General features: G+C 51.9%; 31 protein-coding genes and 1 pseudogene. 26 read left to right on the top strand and 6 right to left on the bottom strand.

What is annotated here, in order from left to right:
- Positions 1 to 18 precede the first annotated feature (18 nt).
- Positions 19 to 927, top strand: coding sequence for a hypothetical protein (locus tag ACOXYR_RS08295; protein WP_023306034.1), 909 nt, complete (start codon positions 19 to 21; stop codon positions 925 to 927).
- 137 nt (positions 928 to 1,064) lie between these two features.
- On the opposite strand, the gene ACOXYR_RS08290 is transcribed toward ACOXYR_RS08295, so the two are convergent.
- Complete coding sequence (locus ACOXYR_RS08290) at positions 1,065 to 1,205, bottom strand: hypothetical protein (RefSeq protein ID WP_421355317.1); 141 nt, start codon at positions 1,203 to 1,205, stop codon at positions 1,065 to 1,067.
- A gap of 388 nt (positions 1,206 to 1,593) precedes the next feature.
- Here ACOXYR_RS08290 and ACOXYR_RS08285 point away from each other — a divergent pair, with 388 nt between their 5' ends.
- Entirely contained in the window at positions 1,594 to 1,917 is a 324-nt protein-coding gene (locus tag ACOXYR_RS08285; RefSeq protein WP_421355318.1) for an antitermination protein N, read from the top strand.
- 233 nt (positions 1,918 to 2,150) lie between these two features.
- Here the strand turns inward: ACOXYR_RS08285 and ACOXYR_RS08280 are convergent, their stop codons facing one another.
- Positions 2,151 to 2,561 (bottom strand): hypothetical protein, encoded by a 411-nt coding sequence (locus ACOXYR_RS08280; RefSeq protein WP_421355319.1) that lies wholly within the window; start codon positions 2,559 to 2,561, stop codon positions 2,151 to 2,153.
- A 237-nt stretch (positions 2,562 to 2,798) separates the two neighbouring features.
- Between ACOXYR_RS08280 and ACOXYR_RS08275 the strand changes: the two genes are divergently transcribed.
- From ACOXYR_RS08275 to minE, 24 genes and pseudogenes are all read left to right on the top strand, one after another.
- Entirely contained in the window at positions 2,799 to 3,467 is a 669-nt protein-coding gene (locus tag ACOXYR_RS08275) for an Nmad5 family putative nucleotide modification protein (RefSeq protein ID WP_129318007.1), read from the top strand.
- Positions 3,468 to 3,611: 144 nt separating this feature from the next.
- Complete coding sequence (locus ACOXYR_RS08270) at positions 3,612 to 3,992, top strand: hypothetical protein (protein WP_421355320.1); 381 nt, start codon at positions 3,612 to 3,614, stop codon at positions 3,990 to 3,992.
- A complete protein-coding gene (locus ACOXYR_RS08265; RefSeq protein WP_326286547.1) occupies positions 3,989 to 4,147 on the top strand; it encodes a hypothetical protein in 159 nt (52 codons plus the stop codon). Before ACOXYR_RS08270 ends, ACOXYR_RS08265 begins: the two co-directional genes overlap by 4 nt.
- Positions 4,144 to 4,353 carry a cell division protein FtsZ gene (locus ACOXYR_RS08260; protein WP_006809788.1) on the top strand — a complete coding sequence of 70 codons (210 nt, stop codon included), beginning with the start codon at positions 4,144 to 4,146 and terminating at the stop codon, positions 4,351 to 4,353. Before ACOXYR_RS08265 ends, ACOXYR_RS08260 begins: the two co-directional genes overlap by 4 nt.
- A 72-nt stretch (positions 4,354 to 4,425) precedes the next feature.
- Positions 4,426 to 4,710 (top strand): host nuclease inhibitor GamL, encoded by a 285-nt coding sequence (gene gamL, locus ACOXYR_RS08255; protein ID WP_045350985.1) that lies wholly within the window; start codon positions 4,426 to 4,428, stop codon positions 4,708 to 4,710.
- Positions 4,711 to 4,721: 11 nt separating this feature from the next.
- The gene (locus ACOXYR_RS08250; RefSeq protein ID WP_023328770.1) at positions 4,722 to 4,955 is read left to right on the top strand and encodes a hypothetical protein; all 234 of its coding nucleotides are present in this window, start codon (positions 4,722 to 4,724) and stop codon (positions 4,953 to 4,955) included.
- A pseudogene (locus ACOXYR_RS08245) lies at positions 4,952 to 5,150 on the top strand (hypothetical protein). The gene ACOXYR_RS08250 and the pseudogene ACOXYR_RS08245 overlap by 4 nt, the downstream one beginning before the upstream one ends.
- A 23-nt stretch (positions 5,151 to 5,173) precedes the next feature.
- Positions 5,174 to 5,455, top strand: a complete 282-nt coding sequence (locus ACOXYR_RS08240) for a hypothetical protein (RefSeq protein ID WP_162148171.1) — start codon at positions 5,174 to 5,176, stop codon at positions 5,453 to 5,455.
- A complete protein-coding gene (locus tag ACOXYR_RS08235; protein ID WP_421355321.1) occupies positions 5,452 to 6,075 on the top strand; it encodes a YqaJ viral recombinase family protein in 624 nt (207 codons plus the stop codon). The genes ACOXYR_RS08240 and ACOXYR_RS08235 overlap by 4 nt, the downstream gene beginning before the upstream one ends.
- On the top strand, positions 6,072 to 6,500 hold the full coding sequence (locus ACOXYR_RS08230) for a hypothetical protein (RefSeq protein ID WP_048244430.1): 429 nt from the start codon (positions 6,072 to 6,074) through the stop codon (positions 6,498 to 6,500). The genes ACOXYR_RS08235 and ACOXYR_RS08230 overlap by 4 nt, the downstream gene beginning before the upstream one ends.
- Entirely contained in the window at positions 6,497 to 6,664 is a 168-nt protein-coding gene (locus ACOXYR_RS08225) for a hypothetical protein (protein WP_164552435.1), read from the top strand. Before ACOXYR_RS08230 ends, ACOXYR_RS08225 begins: the two co-directional genes overlap by 4 nt.
- Positions 6,661 to 7,413 carry a hypothetical protein gene (locus tag ACOXYR_RS08220; protein ID WP_048244432.1) on the top strand — a complete coding sequence of 251 codons (753 nt, stop codon included), beginning with the start codon at positions 6,661 to 6,663 and terminating at the stop codon, positions 7,411 to 7,413. Before ACOXYR_RS08225 ends, ACOXYR_RS08220 begins: the two co-directional genes overlap by 4 nt.
- Before the next feature lie 4 nt (positions 7,414 to 7,417).
- On the top strand, positions 7,418 to 8,077 hold the full coding sequence (locus tag ACOXYR_RS08215; RefSeq protein ID WP_421355322.1) for an MT-A70 family methyltransferase: 660 nt from the start codon (positions 7,418 to 7,420) through the stop codon (positions 8,075 to 8,077).
- Positions 8,074 to 8,292, top strand: a complete 219-nt coding sequence (locus ACOXYR_RS08210) for a hypothetical protein (protein WP_048244436.1) — start codon at positions 8,074 to 8,076, stop codon at positions 8,290 to 8,292. The genes ACOXYR_RS08215 and ACOXYR_RS08210 overlap by 4 nt, the downstream gene beginning before the upstream one ends.
- Positions 8,289 to 8,510 (top strand): hypothetical protein, encoded by a 222-nt coding sequence (locus ACOXYR_RS08205; RefSeq protein WP_048244438.1) that lies wholly within the window; start codon positions 8,289 to 8,291, stop codon positions 8,508 to 8,510. Before ACOXYR_RS08210 ends, ACOXYR_RS08205 begins: the two co-directional genes overlap by 4 nt.
- Positions 8,507 to 8,737, top strand: coding sequence for a hypothetical protein (locus ACOXYR_RS08200; RefSeq protein ID WP_048244440.1), 231 nt, complete (start codon positions 8,507 to 8,509; stop codon positions 8,735 to 8,737). The genes ACOXYR_RS08205 and ACOXYR_RS08200 overlap by 4 nt, the downstream gene beginning before the upstream one ends.
- A 91-nt stretch (positions 8,738 to 8,828) precedes the next feature.
- Positions 8,829 to 9,050 carry a TraR/DksA family transcriptional regulator gene (locus ACOXYR_RS08195; protein ID WP_421355323.1) on the top strand — a complete coding sequence of 74 codons (222 nt, stop codon included), beginning with the start codon at positions 8,829 to 8,831 and terminating at the stop codon, positions 9,048 to 9,050.
- A complete protein-coding gene (locus tag ACOXYR_RS08190) occupies positions 9,047 to 9,718 on the top strand; it encodes a hypothetical protein (protein WP_421355324.1) in 672 nt (223 codons plus the stop codon). The genes ACOXYR_RS08195 and ACOXYR_RS08190 overlap by 4 nt, the downstream gene beginning before the upstream one ends.
- Entirely contained in the window at positions 9,696 to 9,935 is a 240-nt protein-coding gene (locus ACOXYR_RS08185) for a DUF4222 domain-containing protein (protein ID WP_421355325.1), read from the top strand. Before ACOXYR_RS08190 ends, ACOXYR_RS08185 begins: the two co-directional genes overlap by 23 nt.
- A gap of 8 nt (positions 9,936 to 9,943) precedes the next feature.
- Positions 9,944 to 10,174, top strand: a complete 231-nt coding sequence (locus ACOXYR_RS08180; RefSeq protein WP_421355326.1) for a hypothetical protein — start codon at positions 9,944 to 9,946, stop codon at positions 10,172 to 10,174.
- A 297-nt stretch (positions 10,175 to 10,471) separates the two neighbouring features.
- Positions 10,472 to 11,521, top strand: a complete 1,050-nt coding sequence (locus tag ACOXYR_RS08175) for a tyrosine-type recombinase/integrase (protein WP_189622938.1) — start codon at positions 10,472 to 10,474, stop codon at positions 11,519 to 11,521.
- A 178-nt stretch (positions 11,522 to 11,699) separates the two neighbouring features.
- A complete protein-coding gene (gene minC / locus ACOXYR_RS08170; protein ID WP_113857077.1) occupies positions 11,700 to 12,407 on the top strand; it encodes a septum site-determining protein MinC in 708 nt (235 codons plus the stop codon).
- A 22-nt stretch (positions 12,408 to 12,429) separates the two neighbouring features.
- Positions 12,430 to 13,242, top strand: a complete 813-nt coding sequence (gene minD, locus ACOXYR_RS08165; protein ID WP_108475342.1) for a septum site-determining protein MinD — start codon at positions 12,430 to 12,432, stop codon at positions 13,240 to 13,242.
- A 3-nt stretch (positions 13,243 to 13,245) separates the two neighbouring features.
- Positions 13,246 to 13,515 (top strand): cell division topological specificity factor MinE, encoded by a 270-nt coding sequence (minE, locus tag ACOXYR_RS08160; RefSeq protein WP_015964086.1) that lies wholly within the window; start codon positions 13,246 to 13,248, stop codon positions 13,513 to 13,515.
- Between the two features lie 57 nt (positions 13,516 to 13,572).
- Here the strand turns inward: minE and rnd are convergent, their stop codons facing one another.
- The 4 genes from rnd to tsaB all read right to left on the bottom strand — a co-directional run bounded on the left by rnd (position 13,573) and on the right by tsaB (position 17,984).
- A complete protein-coding gene (gene rnd, locus ACOXYR_RS08155) occupies positions 13,573 to 14,700 on the bottom strand; it encodes a ribonuclease D (RefSeq protein WP_421355327.1) in 1,128 nt (375 codons plus the stop codon).
- Between the two features lie 69 nt (positions 14,701 to 14,769).
- Positions 14,770 to 16,455, bottom strand: a complete 1,686-nt coding sequence (gene fadD / locus ACOXYR_RS08150) for a long-chain-fatty-acid--CoA ligase FadD (protein WP_108475340.1) — start codon at positions 16,453 to 16,455, stop codon at positions 14,770 to 14,772.
- Positions 16,456 to 16,659: 204 nt separating this feature from the next.
- Positions 16,660 to 17,247 (bottom strand): Slp/YeaY family lipoprotein, encoded by a 588-nt coding sequence (locus ACOXYR_RS08145; RefSeq protein WP_189622937.1) that lies wholly within the window; start codon positions 17,245 to 17,247, stop codon positions 16,660 to 16,662.
- Between the two features lie 38 nt (positions 17,248 to 17,285).
- Entirely contained in the window at positions 17,286 to 17,984 is a 699-nt protein-coding gene (gene tsaB, locus ACOXYR_RS08140) for a tRNA (adenosine(37)-N6)-threonylcarbamoyltransferase complex dimerization subunit type 1 TsaB (protein ID WP_421355328.1), read from the bottom strand.
- Positions 17,985 to 18,013: the final 29 nt, after the last annotated feature.

The following is an 18,013-nucleotide window of genomic DNA, read 5'->3' as shown; positions in this document are numbered from 1 at the left end:
AATATTGAAAGGATTTGTATGGCTGAGTTGCTGGAGTTAGAGTTCACTGAGGATATTTATTACTCTATTGGAAACAACCCAAGCATTAAGGAAATCATAGCCTCCTTGCAGGGCTGGGAAGCCCTAATAAAGCAGTCCAGAGGTGTTCTTTCAGAATTAACAGGATCTCACGTTTTAGACGTGGATGTTCGAGTTAGTAAACTGGAAGTTGGATCGCTGAAAGAAAAATTACTCATTAGACTTTTCTTTGCCAATGAGGAAGAATTAGACAAATTTGTTGATGGTGTTAGAACCAAATATATAGGGGAAGGCAAAGTGAGGAACGCTCTTTTGTGGGCTGTCGTTATCGCCCTTGCTGGCACCGCTTTTCTTTCCTTGGCCAAGCTCATGGCCCCGAACACTACTTCTCATTTTGAAGCCAATAATAATACGATTATCAATATTGGCGCCGGACAGACAGAGATTACGCCTGAGAGAATTCAAGCGATCATTGATAGTAGCGTCACCGATAAAAAGGTACTAGCCAAAAGCGCTGTCAAAATTCTCTCTCCAGCAAGAAACGATGAGAATGCAACTCTCGTAATTGGGAGTGGGGACGTAAAATATACGATACCTGCTGAAACTATAAGAAAGGTTCCCACTGACGTGGAGTTTCCCCCAGATACATACACCCGAGATCACAGTGATGTCGACCTTGAGATCAGGGCTACTGACTTGGATAACCCTGAAAAATGGGCTGCAGTGATACCAGGTTTGGTTGACAGAAGAGTGAAGTTAGTTTTGGCTCCTGGCATAAACCCGGATGAAATAAAAAGAATTTATACAGCCAGAGCTGACGTTACTATTACGTATAAGCATACGTCCTCTAAAAGCAACCCATATCAGCCATCCGAGATTTTTCTCAAGTCTATCATCACTGATAATTGAATACTGACTCCCGGCCACCGCGCCGGGTTTTTTATTGCCCACCCATAAAGCTATCCCCCATTCTGCCGATAACTATCCAGCCTGAAGCTGATAACAATAACTATCGCAACACTACCTGCCCGCCCGTGCGGGCTTTTTTATTGCCCCTTCCTCACCAACTCCGCAGCATCCCTGTTAGCTCCCTTCCCTATCACGTTTCCTGTTTCCTTCCGGTACTGCTTCAGCTTGTCGATGATGTTTTGCTGGGTCATGGGTAAATCAGCCAGTGACAATTCCATAATCGCCCGCCCCATCGCCTAAACCCTCATATTTATACGCTCATCTTTCAGTTCTAATTGTTTTTTTTCGAGCGCAAATCCGTGAAACAAAAAATAAATACCTGTCAATTACAACAAGTTAAGCATCTGCGGTAATATTTTATCTCTTGCGGTGTTGACTTAAATACCACTTGCGGTGATTATTATACCCATCAGCAGGACGCACCACTCACCAGGAAGGTGAAGCTCTTAAAAATTTAGCCCTGAAGAAGGGCAGCATTCAAAGCAGAAAGCTTTGGGGTGAACGCAGAAGATGCCTGTGACAGATGGCACTTTGCACGGATACACGCGACCGGATTTAGTCACCCGGCTGTGCTCACCACCAAAGCTAACTGACAGGAGATCCACAATGGATGCACAAGCACGCCGCCGCGAACGTCGCGCAGAGAAACAGGCCGAATGGAAAGTTGCAAATCCCCTGTTGGTTGGGGTAAGCGCCAAGCCAGATAACCGCCCTGTTCTGTCGTTGAGTCGCAAGCCGAAATCACGCGTAGAAAGCGCTGTGAAACCGATTGATTTAACGGTGCTGGCTGAGTACCACGAACAGATTGAAAGCAACCTACAGCGCATCGAGCGTAAGAATCAACGTACCTGGTATAGCAAGCCGGGCGAACGCGGCATTACCTGCCACGGAACGCAGAAAATGAAGGGTAAATCAATTCCGCTGATTTGAGGTTGCCGATGAAAAACAGCATCAAATGCCCAGTGTGTGGGAGGGATTTCGACCCGAGAACGCCCTTCTGCCATATCAGCAAATATCACAGCGCAGCGAAAAACTGTGAGCTGGAGAAGATTCGAGACGCCAGACGCAGATATTACACACAACATTCAGGCCGATAGCTCTTTGCGAGGGGCTGACGGTAAACAATCAGAGGGGTGGCGAGGGAGTGATCCTCGCCTGACATTTTACGGGATGGTTTTCATCACACTATCGAGATCTCTCTTTTCAAACTCAGAACACCACCCGCAGGTAGCGCAATGAAAAGTCGAATCACTGAAGTCGGCACCGACCGCTTTAAAACAGTTGGGACAATAAACCGCCCTTGCATAGCCACCAGAGGTATCTTTTCTAAAGGCCGCAGTGCGATGAAGGACAAACTGCTTCTGTGCCCTATAAGCCTCTATTTGCTTCGTAAGTTCTACGTTTTTTGCTATCGCTTCGGCAAGTTTCTGCTCGGTGGCAGCATGGGTTTTCTGAAGTACGTCAATCTGCTCGCCAATGAAAACGATGCGTTCTCGAAGCACCTCGTTGCTCTGGATCGTCGAGAGAGCACCAAGTCCGTTTTTAAGGGACGCGATGATTAATCCTACATCCATGATTAGTCCTTAATTGTCTGTGGAATAACCAATTTATCAATTTCCTTTGTCTGTGGAAAGCAAGGAAACCACGCGCCGGGCGTGGATAAATATCCCGGCACTAACTGGAATGTTTTGTAGTGGGGTGTGGCTGGGCCTGCATGGACTGATCACCCATGAAAACTTCGGTTCGAATCCGGAGCACTCCACCACAAAGCATTTCTCCCGCATCAGCGGGTAACGACAGAGGGTAAGTAAATGATTCGTCTTAACAACGAAATTAAGAATCAGCTATGCCATAACCTGCTTCTCGCATCCCCATTATTTGAGAAAGCGAAAGCGGCGGTTAATGACAGGGCGAAAATTGTTGAAGAAATTCGACAGGCATTGCTCAAGCAGGAAAACACTAGCGATGAGCAAATAACTAAGGCTCGGGAAGATTTCAAAGATAACTCGTTCATCAAGATGCAGGTCGCCGCTAAAACTGCAATTTTGAAGGTCATTATCAATGGTGAGTATCACGAATTAGCCAGGAACGGTTTGGATCATCGCTATCGCCACCGTGGAAAACATATTGGTAAGCACGATCTTGAAAGTGACCTGTTCTTCGGAACTTCCTTCGCTCCTGTAGTTGATTCGGGTTTCGTTCCTGAAAGTTACAGCACGCTGAAGAAGGTTGGAAAATTACACGACCGACTTACTGAATCGACGGTAATCATCAACGTTCTTTACGATGAAGTTGATGCCTTCCAATTGCAGGTTAAAGGTGCTCTAACCAAAGTCTCAACTGTTAAAAAACTGGCTGAGATGTGGCCTGAGGCAGTGCCATATTTGCCTGAGGTGGAACGCCGTGAAGCGACCAGCACCGCACTTGCCATTCCCGTTGAAACGCTAAACGCCCTTTGCGGCATACCAAAGAATGAATGACCCGCTCCGGCGGGTTTTTTATCGGCCATACATAGGCAGATTTTCGAGTCTGCCCATTTATGACAACCGGCGGCCATCCACCGCCCATTAGCGCAGAAGTCTTGTTTAACGTTCGGCGGCGCGGCCTTAAGCGCGGAGATGATTATGAAATACACCATGAAAGTTTACGCTAACTCCTCTGAATATGGCGCCTACCTTAAAAGCAGATTTTGTGGCGATAAAAGGGGTCAGTCATTTGAATGGGCCGGTCACCGCTGGGCGTACGAAGTCACCAGATTTGACGATGCCGGCGATTACGACCTGCTTTACCGGTTTGATGACAAACCATATCCAGAAGAAGTTTCAGTCACTACAGATGACATGACGATCCGTGACTACTTTGCGGCTAAGGCTATGGCAGCAATTGTGCGCAGATGGGACGGGCATTCGTTTGGTGGCGGCCCGGAATCTCCACAATACAAAGAATTAGCCGAAGATGCTTATTACATTGCCGACGCAATGCTCCGCGCCCGGGAGGTATCATGACAGTCACCCACAACGGCAAGCAGTACACAGCCAAAAAACTCAACGATAACGAGTGGCAGCTGACGTCGGTATCGGCACCGCGCGACAAGCTGACGCTTAACCGCCAACAGATGAATATCGCCGGCCTCCTGAAACAGGTTGAGGTGAAGGTATGATCAACCACTACGGCACCACCCCGCTCATTCGCCAGTGCGTCACGCCCGGCATGATGGCAATGCATGAAGGCCGCACCTATCGAGTCTCAGCAGTCATCCAGGAGCGCAAATGGGTATACCTGCACACCGATGCAGAAATCATCCGCCTCAGTGACTGCGTGATTGACGTCCTTCTCGACGGTCACGGCAACCCTATCCAGCACTAACCACCCTACTCAACCGATCGGCCTGGCTAAAAGCGGGCGGGATCTGCACATCCAAATTTCAGGAGTTCAGTCATGAACGCATACCTCACTTACGACCGCATCGAAGATCGGCGCTGGGTTGAACAGCAGCTCACCGACGAGAAAGAGAAGTGGATCGACGACCGGGCGCAGAAAATCATCGACATGATGCCAAAAGAGCCGTCTGGCCTCTTCCACTTCACGGTCCCGATCGACTCCAGCCCATACGAAGGACTTCGCAGCGATAGAGCTGGCGAGGCCTACAACGATTTCATTTCGGCAGTTGCTTACGCCCAGGCGGAATACGACTGGGAACACCGTACCGGCTGCCCGTTTTAAGGAGAGAGTTAATGGCCCGCAGAAATTTACTCCACAAATCGAAATTAGCCGACTTTAAGGAGTGGCTCTCGATGAACGGAATTCAGTGGAGAGATGGGAAAGGTAGTTACCAGGTGATCCAGGTGAATACGGGATGCGGCTGGACACCGATTTATGACAGCAGCAAAGAGCGACGCGAGCATTTCACCATTCAGGATGCTCTCAGGCCTTTGGTAAACAGATTCATCAGAGAGGCTGCAAAATGACAGATTCAAAAACACATTACCGCAAGGCATTTGACTCTCCTTACCTGAGCAGCGCCGACATCGTTGAGCCAACGGTGCTGACGATCGCCCGCGCAACGTTAGAAAACGACAAAACAAAAAAAACCAAAGACGTTTTTAACACTGCTTATTTTGAAGAGCGCGAGCTGCGCCCTGGCGAAAAGCTCAAGCCGATGATTCTGAATGCCACGAACAGCAAGATGCTGAAAAGCATTACCGGATCCCCATTCCTTGAGGATTGGGTAGGCGTGAAGGTCACTGTTTACGTCGATAAAAATGTCCGGTTCGGAAAGGAGTCGGTTGAAGGCCTCCGCTTAAGCCCGGCGCGCGTTACAAAGCCGGTGCTTTCGCCGGAAAAAACGCAGGCATGGAATAACGCTAAGGCCGCCTTCAAACGCGATGGGAACCTTGATGCAGTGCTGGCGAGAATGGACATTTCTCCGGAGCATCGCCGCCAGCTTGAGCAGGAGTGTTCATCATGATCTGGCACGACGTCGAGCAAAACGGTGAAGAGTGGGATGCTCTTCGCCTAGGTAAGGCCACCGCGTCAAACTTCTGCCTCATTATGGCTAACGATGGAAAGGCGTTTGGCGAACCAGCCAAGCGTTACGCACTTCAGTTGGCTCTTGAGCAGATTAAGGGTTGCAAGTCTGAGTTTGGCTTCTCAAACGACCACATGGAGCGCGGGCACGAACAGGAGCCAATTGCCCGCATGCTGTATGAAGAGATGAACTTTGTCGATGTGAATAACGGCGGGTTCTTTGATCACGAAACGTATGGCGACAGCCCCGACGGCCTCGTTGGCCAGGACGGGCTCGTTGAGATTAAGTCGGTCATTGCCGCCACTCACTACTCCACCCTCACCCGCGGCTCCTTCGATCCGGCATACAGATGGCAACTGGTCGGGCACCTTGATTGCTCCGGCAGGGATTGGGTGGACTTCATCAGCTACTGCTCAGACTTCCCGGACGGTAAGCAGCTCATCGTCTATCGCCTTACAGCTGCTGAATGTGAATCAGAAATAGCCCGGCTTCGCGCGCGCAGAAAAGACTTCCTCGAACTTGTTGCGGACACGAAGCGCCGCATTCTGGAGCTCGAATGAAACGCACACCTTTCTACCGCAGGCCCGGGCGCACAGGGCAATTTTCCGGCCTCCGTGAGCGGGTTATCTGGATGATTCAGACGCGTGGTCGCCCGGTAACCGGCAGCGAAATCGCCGAGAAGTTCGGCGTAACGCTCATCGAGTTTAACCGGGTTGCCAACGGCATTACCCGCGGCTCCGGACAGATAGCTCAGATCGTTGAGTCGGAAAAATGGATCAACGAGGACGGCATCTGCGACCGGAAATTTAGCCTGGCCAGCAAGCCGAAGGTCGTAACACCACAAGGTAAATCGCGCCTGTTCACCCGGCGCGCTATAGAGCAATCACAGGAAGGTAGACGGCAGGAGTGCATTGAACGTGCCGCCCGCCGTAGCCGCCTGATTGCTCAGGGCATCTACATCGACGAAATGGAGTCAGTGCTATGAAAGCGTGGTCTCTCGAAGAGCTGGCGCTGCTGTGGCGACACTCAAACGCTGAAGTCGCTGAGATTACCGGCCGCTGCATTGAAGAGGTAGGAGATAAGCGGCTGCAAACCAATATTGAGCGCAATGGCTGGGATGTTAACGATCCGGAGCGGGAGGGTGCATGATTCATTTTCACGGCGGACCAATAACCCCTGATACATGCGCACTGAAGGCATGGAAAGGCCGTCATGCATTTATCAGCTTCGCTAACCCTGGGCAACTTAAGCTTGCCAGTGAGGTAACTCAATCTTTCGCACTTGATAACGGAGCCTTCAGCTTCTGGGATAAGGGCCAGCCTGTTAACTGGTACGACTATTACGAATTAGTTAAGGAGTGGATGAATCACCCTCGTTTCGCATTTGCAGTTATCCCTGATGTTATCGGTGGAACCAGCGAAGAGAACGATGCGCTTATAGCTGAATGGCCACACGGTAAATTCGTCGGTGCGCCTGTCTGGCATATGAGCGAACCCGACGAGCGTTTCATTCGTCTTTGCCATGAGTTTCCTCGTGTTTGCATAGGTTCAATGGGTGAATACGATGCAAAGCGACCACGCGCCTGTAGGGCAAAATTGCGAGACCTTATCCGGCACGTAGTCGATTCAAATGGCTATCCGATTACCAAGCTCCATGGCCTTCGCATGCTGAATAAAGACATTTTTACTCACATACCCCTTTCATCAGCTGACAGCACAAACGTTGCGCGCAATATCGGTATTGATAAGGCATGGGATAAATCAGCCTATGCGCCAGCCAGCAAAGAAACCAGAGCCGCTGTGCTGGTAGAACGCATAGAGGCCTTTAACTCTGCAAGTTCGCTGAATTACGACGCAGAACGCGATCGGTTCACACCACAACTTGCTTTCGAGGTGTAATTCCATGACCGGAAAATACTCTCTTATCTACGCAGATCCGCCCTGTTCTTACGGCAACACAATCAGTAACGGCGCCGCTGCCGATCACTACTCCACCATGAAGTTAATCGACATCAAGCGTCTGCCAGTGTGGGAACTTGCCGCCGAAAACGCAGTGCTGGCGATGTGGTACACCGGTACGCATAACCAGGAGGCCATCGAACTGGCTGAGGCCTGGGGTTTTACCGTTCGCACGATGAAGGGCTTCACCTGGGTGAAGCTGAATCAGAACGCCGAGCTACGCATCAATAAAGCCCTGGCCGAGGGTGAAGTTGCCGACTTTTACGACTTCCTCGATCTGCTTAACTCAGAGACGCGCATGAACGGCGGCAATCACACCCGGGCCAACACCGAAGACCTGTTGATTGCCACCCGCGGCGCCGGGCTGGAACGTAAGCACGCCGGGATTAAGCAGGTGGTATATAGCCCGCTCGGAGCGCACAGCGAAAAGCCGTGGGAAGTGCGTCATCGGCTGGAACTGCTTTACGGTAATGTGCCGCGCATTGAGCTGTTCAGCCGCAGCGCGGCTCCAGGCTGGCACCACTGGGGAAATCAGTGCGCCACCGCCGCGGTTGAATTGCTGCCCGGCTGCGCCATCGATGTTGTTAAGACGGAGGCCGCATGACGCCAGAAAATGACAACGCCATCCGCGCCGCCTGCCGCCGCTGCACCGAGGAAATCCAGCAGGCCATGCGCAAGAAGCCAAAGCCTAACTGGAACGAAACGGTGCCTCCCATCATCAACAAGCATCACAAGAAAATTGAAGCTCTGGGAGTTAGTCTCCTGGAGTTCGTCGTATACACAGGGCGGCTTAATCGCCGCTTCGGAGTTGAATCGTGAAAAGATTTCTTTTTACCACTGAGGTCAAGCTAGCAGAAGGTTCGCAGACCTTCAGAGTGGATGATGAAAGCCTGGAAGAAGCCATCGAGATTCTTGAAAGTGGCGGAGGGGATATTTACGAACACGAAGTTGAGGTTGTCGATATAGGCGAATTTAAGTTCGATCGCGAAACTGACCTTGCTGACTTCGGTGACTTTCCTGAAGGCGGTGCAGCATGACCAAATACGCGAAACTGGATAGCGAAGTATTAAGCGCTATCGGCGCTCAGCCAACCTCTTTTTCGAAGCTATTTAGCCCTTCCGTCAGGCAGGAGTGCCTCGTCATTGCTGAAGCAGAAGGAAAGCACCCGATGGACGTCTTCCGCATCCTTGATCGCCGGCTCCAGTCGCTCAGGAAGCTTGGCGTTATTCAGCACGTCAAAGGTAAAGGGTGGATACAGCCATGAAATCGCAAATCACCATGTCGCTAAAGCGGCCTTTTTTATTGCTGGCGTTCACATTCAACCGAATTAACCGACAGTTCCGGGAGCATTGACCATGGCTGACATCATCGATACCGCAGCAGAGATTGAAGAGCTTCAGCGTAACGCTGCCCTTTCCGCTCACCGAGTAAACCGCAACGCCGTATCAGCTGAGCGTTGTGAAGAGTGTGGCGAGGATATCCCGGAGCCGCGACGCGCCGCCGTACCCGGCTGCCAGACGTGCGCAGAGTGCCAGGGAGTGATCGAATTAAGAAACAAGCAGAGGGGGATCCAGTGAAAGAGCGCGGAATGATTTTTAATGAGTATCAGGTGCGCGCCTTGCTTGATGGCAGCATGACGCAGGTTCGGCGCCCTATCAAATGGCGTCAGACTCGGGCTACTGAAATTGCAGAGCGCGACGACGGAAGCATGTGGCCATGGAGCGAAGATGCGGAGCACGTGTGCGATTACTGGCATCCATGTCCATTCGGTGCAGTTGGCGATGTTATTTACGTCAGAGAGTCATTTTCACGGCTCGACTCATTTAACTTCTTCGATCCCGCAGTGCCTCATGAAGTACCGGATTTCTGGTATTGGGCCGATGGTGATCCGGAGTGGGGAGACTGGACGCGCCCACAATCTGGCGCAGTAATGCCTCGCGCCGCCAGTCGAATTACCCTGGAGATAACCGGCATCCGGGTCGAGAAACTTCAGACGGCCAATGAATCGGACTTACTGAATGACCTTGGAGACATGCTTGAACACTGCGAAACCGTAGCTGGACGAGCCTTCAACCATGCCGAGCATTATGCGATCGCTGGCGTTCCGGTGGGTCTTTGTCCAGAAATGCACGGCTTTAAAGCGTGGTGGGATAAGACCAATGGCGCTGGTAGTTTCGACTCCAACCCCTGGGTCTGGGTAATCGAATTTAAGGTGGTTGCCAATGTTCAGGATAATCCAGCCTAATACCTGGTACGCCGATCCCCACGGTGCGCCCTGCAAAATCCTCCGCGCTACACACGAAGTCATCCACTACACACGCAACGGTCGCAGCTGCATAGCCAGCATGGGCCGCTTTCAGCATGAATTCGAACCGCTGACCAAAGCACAGGCTGAGCAGATCGAAGAAGAAATAGAAACAGCAGAACACCTGAAGAAGCTGCGCGCCCAGCGTGCGGCGTAAGGAGAACTATGAGCACCATTCAGGACATCCAAAATCAGCTATCAACTCTGGTCACCGAGGCGCACAAAGTGGCGTGTTCCCTCGATATAGGTGACGAGCGAACCGAGGCCTTTGAGCTATACGAAGCGCTTCGTCGACTTCAGCGGCAGGGCGCCGCCGGAGAGATTCTCTCAGCAACTAACCCTCTTCTCGCCTCGCCTTATTACGATGAAAACTGGGAGGAAGATGAAGACGAATAACACAACTGATAGCCGATTCACTGAGTCGGTTATCGGATGTAACCAACCCTCGTTTTGGCCCGGCTCGCCCGGGCGTTTTTTGCCTGGAGTAAGCATGGATAAAGAACCATTCATGAAAATACCCGCCTTCGCTGCCCGCATCTGTGTATCGCCAAGCACCATCTATCGCAACCCTGCGCGGTTCCACATGTTCAAAGTTGGCGGTTCCTGGCGAGCTAACGAAGAAAGCGTGGCAAATTTTTCCAAAACCTCTAACAATGTCTTCCGGCTGGCTGTGGTCGGTGAGGAGTCAATGAAATGCCGATCTACAAAAGAGGTAAAAACTACTGGGTTGATATCTCAGCTCCGGACGGAACGCGAATTAGACGCTCTACTGGAACCGAGGAGAAAGTCAAAGCACAGGAGTACCACGACAAAATAAAGCATGAGCTGTGGGATGTGACGCGACTTGAGAGAAAGCCGGTTCATCTGTTCGATGAAATCATCCTCCTTGTATTAAAGGATGCGGAAGACCAGAACGCATACGAAAACAAGAAAGGCTATGCCCGGTACTGGCTCCGTGTGTTTAAGGGCCGGGTGATCACAGAGATTCAGGGATACGAAATAGCAAAGATGATGCCCACGCACTCTCAGCATAAATCGAGAAAGCCCCTGGCTAATGGAACCGTTAACCGGTATCGCGCGTTCATTATCAGAGCATTTTCACTGGCACTGAAAAACGGATGGATCGACCACCGCCCCTATGTTCCGGAGTTAAGAGAACCAAAAGTAAGGGTACGGTGGATCCGGAAGTGGCAGGCCAGAGATTTAATCGATTCTCTCAGGACAGATATCATGCGCAGAATAGCCTCCTTCGCCCTGCTTACCGGAGCAAGGCGCGGAGAGATCCTGTCACTCACATGGGAAAACGTGGATTTCGAGAACAGGAACGCTATTGTCACTGCTGAAAATGCAAAATCAGGTAAGGCACGACCAATGCCTTTAAATGAAGAAGCAATCAGAATTCTACGTGAATGTGATATGTCGTGCGAATACGTATTCACCGTAGACGGGAAAAAATTATCAGATATTGACCGCGCTGATTTTGAACAAGCGTTAATTGCATCCGATATATCTGATTTTCGTTTTCACGATCTGAGACACACCTGGGCGAGTTGGCATGTTCAGAATGGAACCCCTTTAATGACCCTTAAGGAATTAGGGGGATGGGAAACTCTGGAGATGGTTAAAAAGTACGCTCATTTAAGTGCTGAACATTTGAACAGGTTTGTAGGTTCTGTCACGTTTTTGGCACAGGAAAACGAACTCGAAACTATGCGTAATAAGAAAATTGCCGCATCCAACTGATGCATATGGCTTTTTTAATGGTCAATTTTGAGAGGCTCCATTCACAAAATAGACTTTTACTCTTATTTAAGCCCGTGGTGACTTGCCTCTATATATCAGTGACTATAACATGCCTGATAGTCTTCGGAATATCACCGCATTGTGCTGGATGATAAATAGCAAATTGAGTAAGGCCAGGATGTCAAACACGCCAATCGAACTTAAAGGCAGTAGCTTCACTTTATCAGTGGTGCATTTGCATGAGGCAAATCCCGAGATTATTCGTCAGGCGTTAGAAGACAAGGTGGCTCAGGCTCCGGCTTTTTTTCGTCACGCGCCGGTGGTGGTAAACGTCAGTAGTCTGGAAGAGACGACCCAATGGCAGCCGTTGCAGCAGGCGATTAACGCTGCGGGCTTGCGTATTGTAGGCGTGAGCGGTGCGAAGAACCCGCGAATGAAAGCCGAAATCGACAAAGCGGGCCTACCTTTACTCACTGAGGGTAAAGAAAAAATCGCCCGCCCTGCTCCCGTCGAACCGCAACCTCAGCCAGAACCTGCCCCAACTGTTAGCACGATCACAAAAACGCGATTGATTGATATGCCGGTTCGTTCCGGTCAGCGCATTTATGCGCCAAACTGTGATCTGATTGTTACAAACCACGTAAGCGCAGGCGCTGAGCTTATCGCTGATGGTAACATTCATGTGTATGGCATGATGCGGGGACGCGTGCTGGCTGGCGCATCTGGCGATCGAGAAGCACAAATTTTTTGTACACATCTGGCAGCGGAATTAATGTCCATTGCCGGGGAATATTGGCTGAGCGATCAAATCCCAGCCGAGTTTTATGGCAAAGCGGCGCGTCTGCGCTTAGACGACAGCGCTTTGACAATTCAACCGTTTAATTAATCCCTTTTAACAAGGAATTTCTATGGCACGCATTATTGTTGTGACTTCGGGTAAAGGGGGCGTGGGCAAAACCACCTCCAGCGCGGCCATCGCGACTGGTTTGGCGCAGAAGGGAAAGAAAACTGTCGTTATCGACTTCGATATCGGCCTGCGTAACCTCGACCTGATTATGGGCTGTGAACGCCGCGTTGTGTATGATTTCGTTAACGTTATTCAGGGCGATGCCACGCTGAACCAGGCGCTAATAAAAGATAAGCGCACGGAAAATCTGTTTATTCTCCCGGCGTCTCAGACTCGTGATAAAGACGCATTGACTCGCGAAGGCGTCGAGAAAGTGCTCGACGAGCTGAAGAAGATGGAGTTCGACTTTGTTGTCTGCGACTCCCCGGCGGGTATCGAAACCGGTGCGCTGATGGCGCTTTACTTCGCTGATGAAGCGATCATCACCACTAACCCGGAAGTCTCTTCCGTGCGTGACTCCGACCGTATTCTGGGCATTCTGGCCTCAAAATCGCGTCGTGCGGAAAACGGTGAAGAGCCTATCAAAGAACACCTTCTGCTGACCCGCTACAATCCGGGTCGTGTAAACAAAGGCGATATGCTGAGCATGGAAGATGTGCTGGAAATTCTGCGCATCAAACTGGTCGGCGTTATCCCGGAAGATCAATCTGTGCTGCGCGCATCCAACCAGGGTGAACCGGTTATTCTGGATGCAGTGTCGGATGCAGGTAAAGCCTACGCCGACACCGTGGATCGTCTGTTGGGAGAAGAACGTCCTTTCCGCTTCATTGAAGAAGAGAAGAAAGGTTTCCTCAAACGCCTGTTCGGAGGATAAATTATGGCATTACTCGACTTTTTTCTCTCACGAAAAAAGAGCACCGCGAATATCGCGAAAGAACGCTTACAGATTATTGTGGCAGAACGCCGCCGCAGCGATGCTGAACCGCATTACCTGCCGCAACTGCGCAAGGACATCCTGGAAGTCATCTGTAAATATATTCAGATTGACCCGGAAATGGTGACCGTACAGCTGGAGCAGAAAGACGGGGATATCTCGATTCTGGAACTTAACGTGACCTTACCAGAAGCGGAAGAGTCGAAGTCCTGATATCACTGGTCGATGTGAGAAAAACCCCGGATGGCACAGGCCACCGGGGTTTCTTTTTTAGCGCGGATACTCGGCGAGCAGCGCGTCAAGACGGCCACTCAGCAGTTCGCCGCGCCAGCCGGAGATCATCTCCGGTGCGCTGGCGAAGGTTTTCAGTTGCCAGTGCCAGTTCAGCAACTGGTTAATCTGGCGACGCGACGCCAGTAGTTCAGCACTGACGCCAGACTCCTGCCCCACTTCCTGCACCAGCGCTTTAATCTCTTTAAACGCCTTGCGATAGCCCGGCATATCCATCAGGTTCAGCAGCGGCTCCGGCAATGCGTCTTCGGGCAGTGCCTGCGCTTTTGCCACCAGGCTCAGCAGCGTTTTACCATGGAAGCGGATTTCGCTACCGGAAAGACCCAGGCTATCGAGCTCGCCCATGCTGCCCGGCATATAGCGTGCCACGCTCCACAAATGTTCTTCACGCACCACAAAATTCACCGCCAGATCGCGCTCACGGGCTTTACGCAGACGCCAGTCGGCGAGAAGTTGCAGGCACGCCAGCTGACGCGTACGCAGCTGCCAGGCGTTGGTGATGTCGCGCCAGGCTTCAGCCGGGTCAACCACTTCCTGACGGCGCTGCTGCATAAGACGACACTCATCCAGTGCAGCATCTAAGCGACCAGCCTGTTCTGTTTCCGCCATCAGCTTATGCGCGATAGGGAGCAGATACCAGACGTCTGCGGCCGCATAGATGCATTGACGCTCGGTCAGCGGGCGCGCCAGCCAGTCGGTACGCGATTCGCTTTTATCCAGTTTAACGCCGGTATACTCTTCCACCATTGCCGCGAAGCCCCAGGACATTGGGCGTCCACAAAACGCGGCCAGAATTTGGGTGTCAATCAGCGGTTTTGGCATTGAACCGAAAACATTCAGAAACACTTCCAGGTCTTCACTGCCCGCGTGCAGAAACTTGGTGATATCCGTATTCTGCAAAATCGCCTGTAGCGGTGCCCAGTCGGTAATGCCGAGCGGATCGATAAGCGACGTTTGCTGTCCATCAAACAGTTGAATTAATCCCAACTGCGGATAATAGGTTCGGGTGCGGACAAACTCAGTGTCCAGCGCGATGGAAGTGACCTGCGAAACGGCATCGCACAAGGTGCTGAGCGCTTCGTTGGTGGTGATCATCTGATAGTTCAAATCATACTCTCTTAGGTTGCGCCCAATAAAAACGCCGGCATAGCCGGCGTCTGGCGACTTAAAAATTTCTCAGCCTTTATTCTCTACTTTAGTACGGGCTTCGTCACGTAATTCTCGTCTCAAAATCTTACCAACGTTAGACTTCGGTAATTCATCACGGAATTCGACAAGTTTTGGCACTTTATAGCCCGTCAACTGGCGTCGGCAGAAGGTGATGAGCGCGTCATCGGTTAACGAGGCATCTTTCTTAACGACAAAAATTTTCACCGTTTCGCCGCTACTTCCCGCCGGTACGCCGACGGCGGCCACTTCCTGAACGCCAGGATGCTGCATCACCACATCTTCAATTTCATTTGGATACACATTGAATCCAGAGACCAGAATCATGTCTTTTTTGCGATCGACAATGCGCAGGAAGCCCTCGTCATCCATTACCGCGATATCGCCGGTATGCAGCCAGCCGTCTTTGATGATTTCGTCTGTCGCATCCGGACGCTGCCAGTAGCCAAGCATCACCTGGGGCCCTTTCACGCACAGTTCGCCCGGCTCGCCGTGCGCCACTTCGTTATCGTCGTCGTCCACAAGCTTAACGTCGGTGGACGGCACCGGCAGGCCAATGCTGCCGCTGTGATAGTCGATATCATGCGGATTTACGCTCACCAGCGGCGAGCACTCCGTCAGACCATAGCCTTCCAGCAGATACTGCCCGGTCAGTTTTACCCAGCGGTCGGCAACCGCATGTTGTACCGGCATACCGCCACCTGCCGAAAGGTGCAGCGTCGAGAAATCGAGCTGCTGAAACTCTTTGTTGTTCAGCAACGCGTTAAATAAGGTATTCACTCCGGTCATCGCGGTAAACGGATACTTTGCCAACTCCTTCACCAGCCCCGGAATATCGCGCGGGTTGGTGATTAACACGTTCTTACCGCCCAACTCAATAAACAGCAGGCAGTTCATGGTGAGCGCAAAGATGTGATAAAGCGGCAGTGCGGTGATCACAAGCTCCGTACCGCGATGCAACAGCGGCCCGTAGGTGGCGTTAACCTGTTCGAGGTTGGCAAGCATATTGCGGTGCGTGAGCATCGCGCCTTTCGCCACACCGGTAGTACCGCCGGTATATTGCAGGAACGCGAGATCGTCAGCGCTGATCTCAGGTTTAACATACTGAAGCCGATAGCCGTTGTGCAGCGCGCGACGAAAAGAGATAGCATCAGGCAGGTGGTATTTCGGCACCAGACGCTTAATGTACTTCACCACAAAATTAACCAGCGTCCCTTTCGCGGTGGAAAGCTGATCGCCCATGCGCGTCAGAATAACGTGCTTTACCTGGGTTTTCTCGACCACTTTTTCAAGGGTATGGGCAAAGTTGGAGACGATCACAATCGCTGCCGCACCGCTGTCGTTGAGCTGATGCTCCAGCTCACGCGGGGTGTAAAGCGGGTTGACGTTAACCGCAATCATGCCCGCGCGCAGAATACCGAACAGCGCGACCGGATATTGCAGCAGGTTCGGCATCATCAACGCCACGCGATCGCCCTTCTGTAACCCCAGCCCCTGCTGAAGATAGGCGGCGAACGCACGACTGCGCTCTTCCAGTTTACGAAACGTCATCACTTCGCCCATGTTGACGAACGCGGGCTGATCAGCATAGCGCGTCGTGGCATGTTCGAAGAGTTCAACCAGGGATTGATAACGGTCAGGATTGATATCCGCCGGCACATCGGACGGATAACGGTTGAGCCAAACCTTCTTCAAAGTATCACCTCTAAAATGCGTATTCGTCGTCATCACAACCCCAATTAATAAACCATCCGTTAACATAATATTAACTCAGCGTACCAGTTTATTAATTACACAAAACGCAGGTTGCGAAGCGCGTCACTTTTTATTTTTCTAGTACCAGCTAAATAAAGAGACAGCGGACTAGCCGCTGTCTCTTTTCTTTTACAAATCAATTCGTTATTCAGTAACGATAGTTTGTACCTGAGCGGGGCCGGGGTTATACCATCCCCAACCACCATAGCCATATCCCCCACGCCACGGATGCGGGCCGTAGAACCAGGGATCGATCGGCTGCGGTGGCATCACCACCTGCTGGGTCACGCGCCAGCGTTTATAGCCGGTGACCTGAACACGCAGATATTGGTAGGCGGTATTGCCTATCTTGCCTTCCACCGTACCCGCGATCGGGCCGACCACCGTGACCAGTTGCCCACGGAAATCGACGGGATCGAGGAAACCGCTCACATCGGCATAAATTCGCCCGCGTGAAGGTTCGCCAAGAATCGGGCGCGCACCGCTGTCGAGCGGCACGGTAGCAATTTCCAGACGCGTATTCCCGTTGGTATTCTGCACATTGACGACTTTCCCACCGAAACGGGACTCCTGGCCGACATACAGTTGCGGCGACGCCATCACGCGCACCAGATCCTGCTGCGGCGTGGGGCTACTGCCCTTAATAGCATCCGGCACGCTGACGCAGCCACTCAGTGCGATGGCAATGAACCCCGCAAGAGCAACGCGAACGACCGCTTTTTGACCCGCCATGATGCAACTCCTTTTTCTCAGTATTTACTTACTAAGATTCATTCACGGCCCGGAAGTTTCTTCCATGCCACTTCGTTGCGTAAATATTTAGGTTCGGCTTTCTCAACGGCGACGGTTTTGCCCTGCTCCAGCAGATAAACCGCGATGGGCAGCATGTCTTCAGCCGCGGGCAGTAGTACCTCACCATCGGTAATCGTGAGGTGCGTGACGTCGGCGGCCAGATCAGGCCATGCCGGCCAACCGGTTCCCACGGTGACCCATTCACCGGATAACTGCATAAGGCGTTCTTTCACCGCTTCTGGCTTCAGCACCGCTTCACTCTCTTCGCCGTGCCAGATCCCCTGGTCGTCGCGAACGTACTCCGCCCAGTAGACCTCGCCCATTCGCGCATCAATGGCTGCCAGAACACGCGTCGCGCCGCTTTTGCGGAATGCGCCCTGCGCCATCGTCGCAAGCGTCGAGACACCAATCATCGGCAGTTCAGCACCCAGCGCCAGCCCCTGCGCAATACCGATACCGATACGCACACCGGTAAAACTACCGGGCCCACGGCCAAACGCCAGCGCGTCTAGCTCCGCTAAGGTGACGCCACTTTGGCTAAGAATATCCTGCACTACAGGCAGAATGCGTTGGGTGTGTTCACGAGGACAGAGTTCAAAATGAGCACAGATTTCACCGGTATTCCACAGGGCAGCCGAGCAGGCTTCCGTGGCGGTGTCGATAGCCAGAATTCGCATGATTCGTCGCGCTCTCGCAATTGCAGATC

The sequence above is a fragment of the Pseudocitrobacter faecalis genome, from assembly GCF_965231525.1.
Lineage (GTDB): Bacteria > Pseudomonadota > Gammaproteobacteria > Enterobacterales > Enterobacteriaceae > Pseudocitrobacter > Pseudocitrobacter faecalis.
This window is presented reverse-complemented; position numbering and strand designations above follow the sequence as displayed.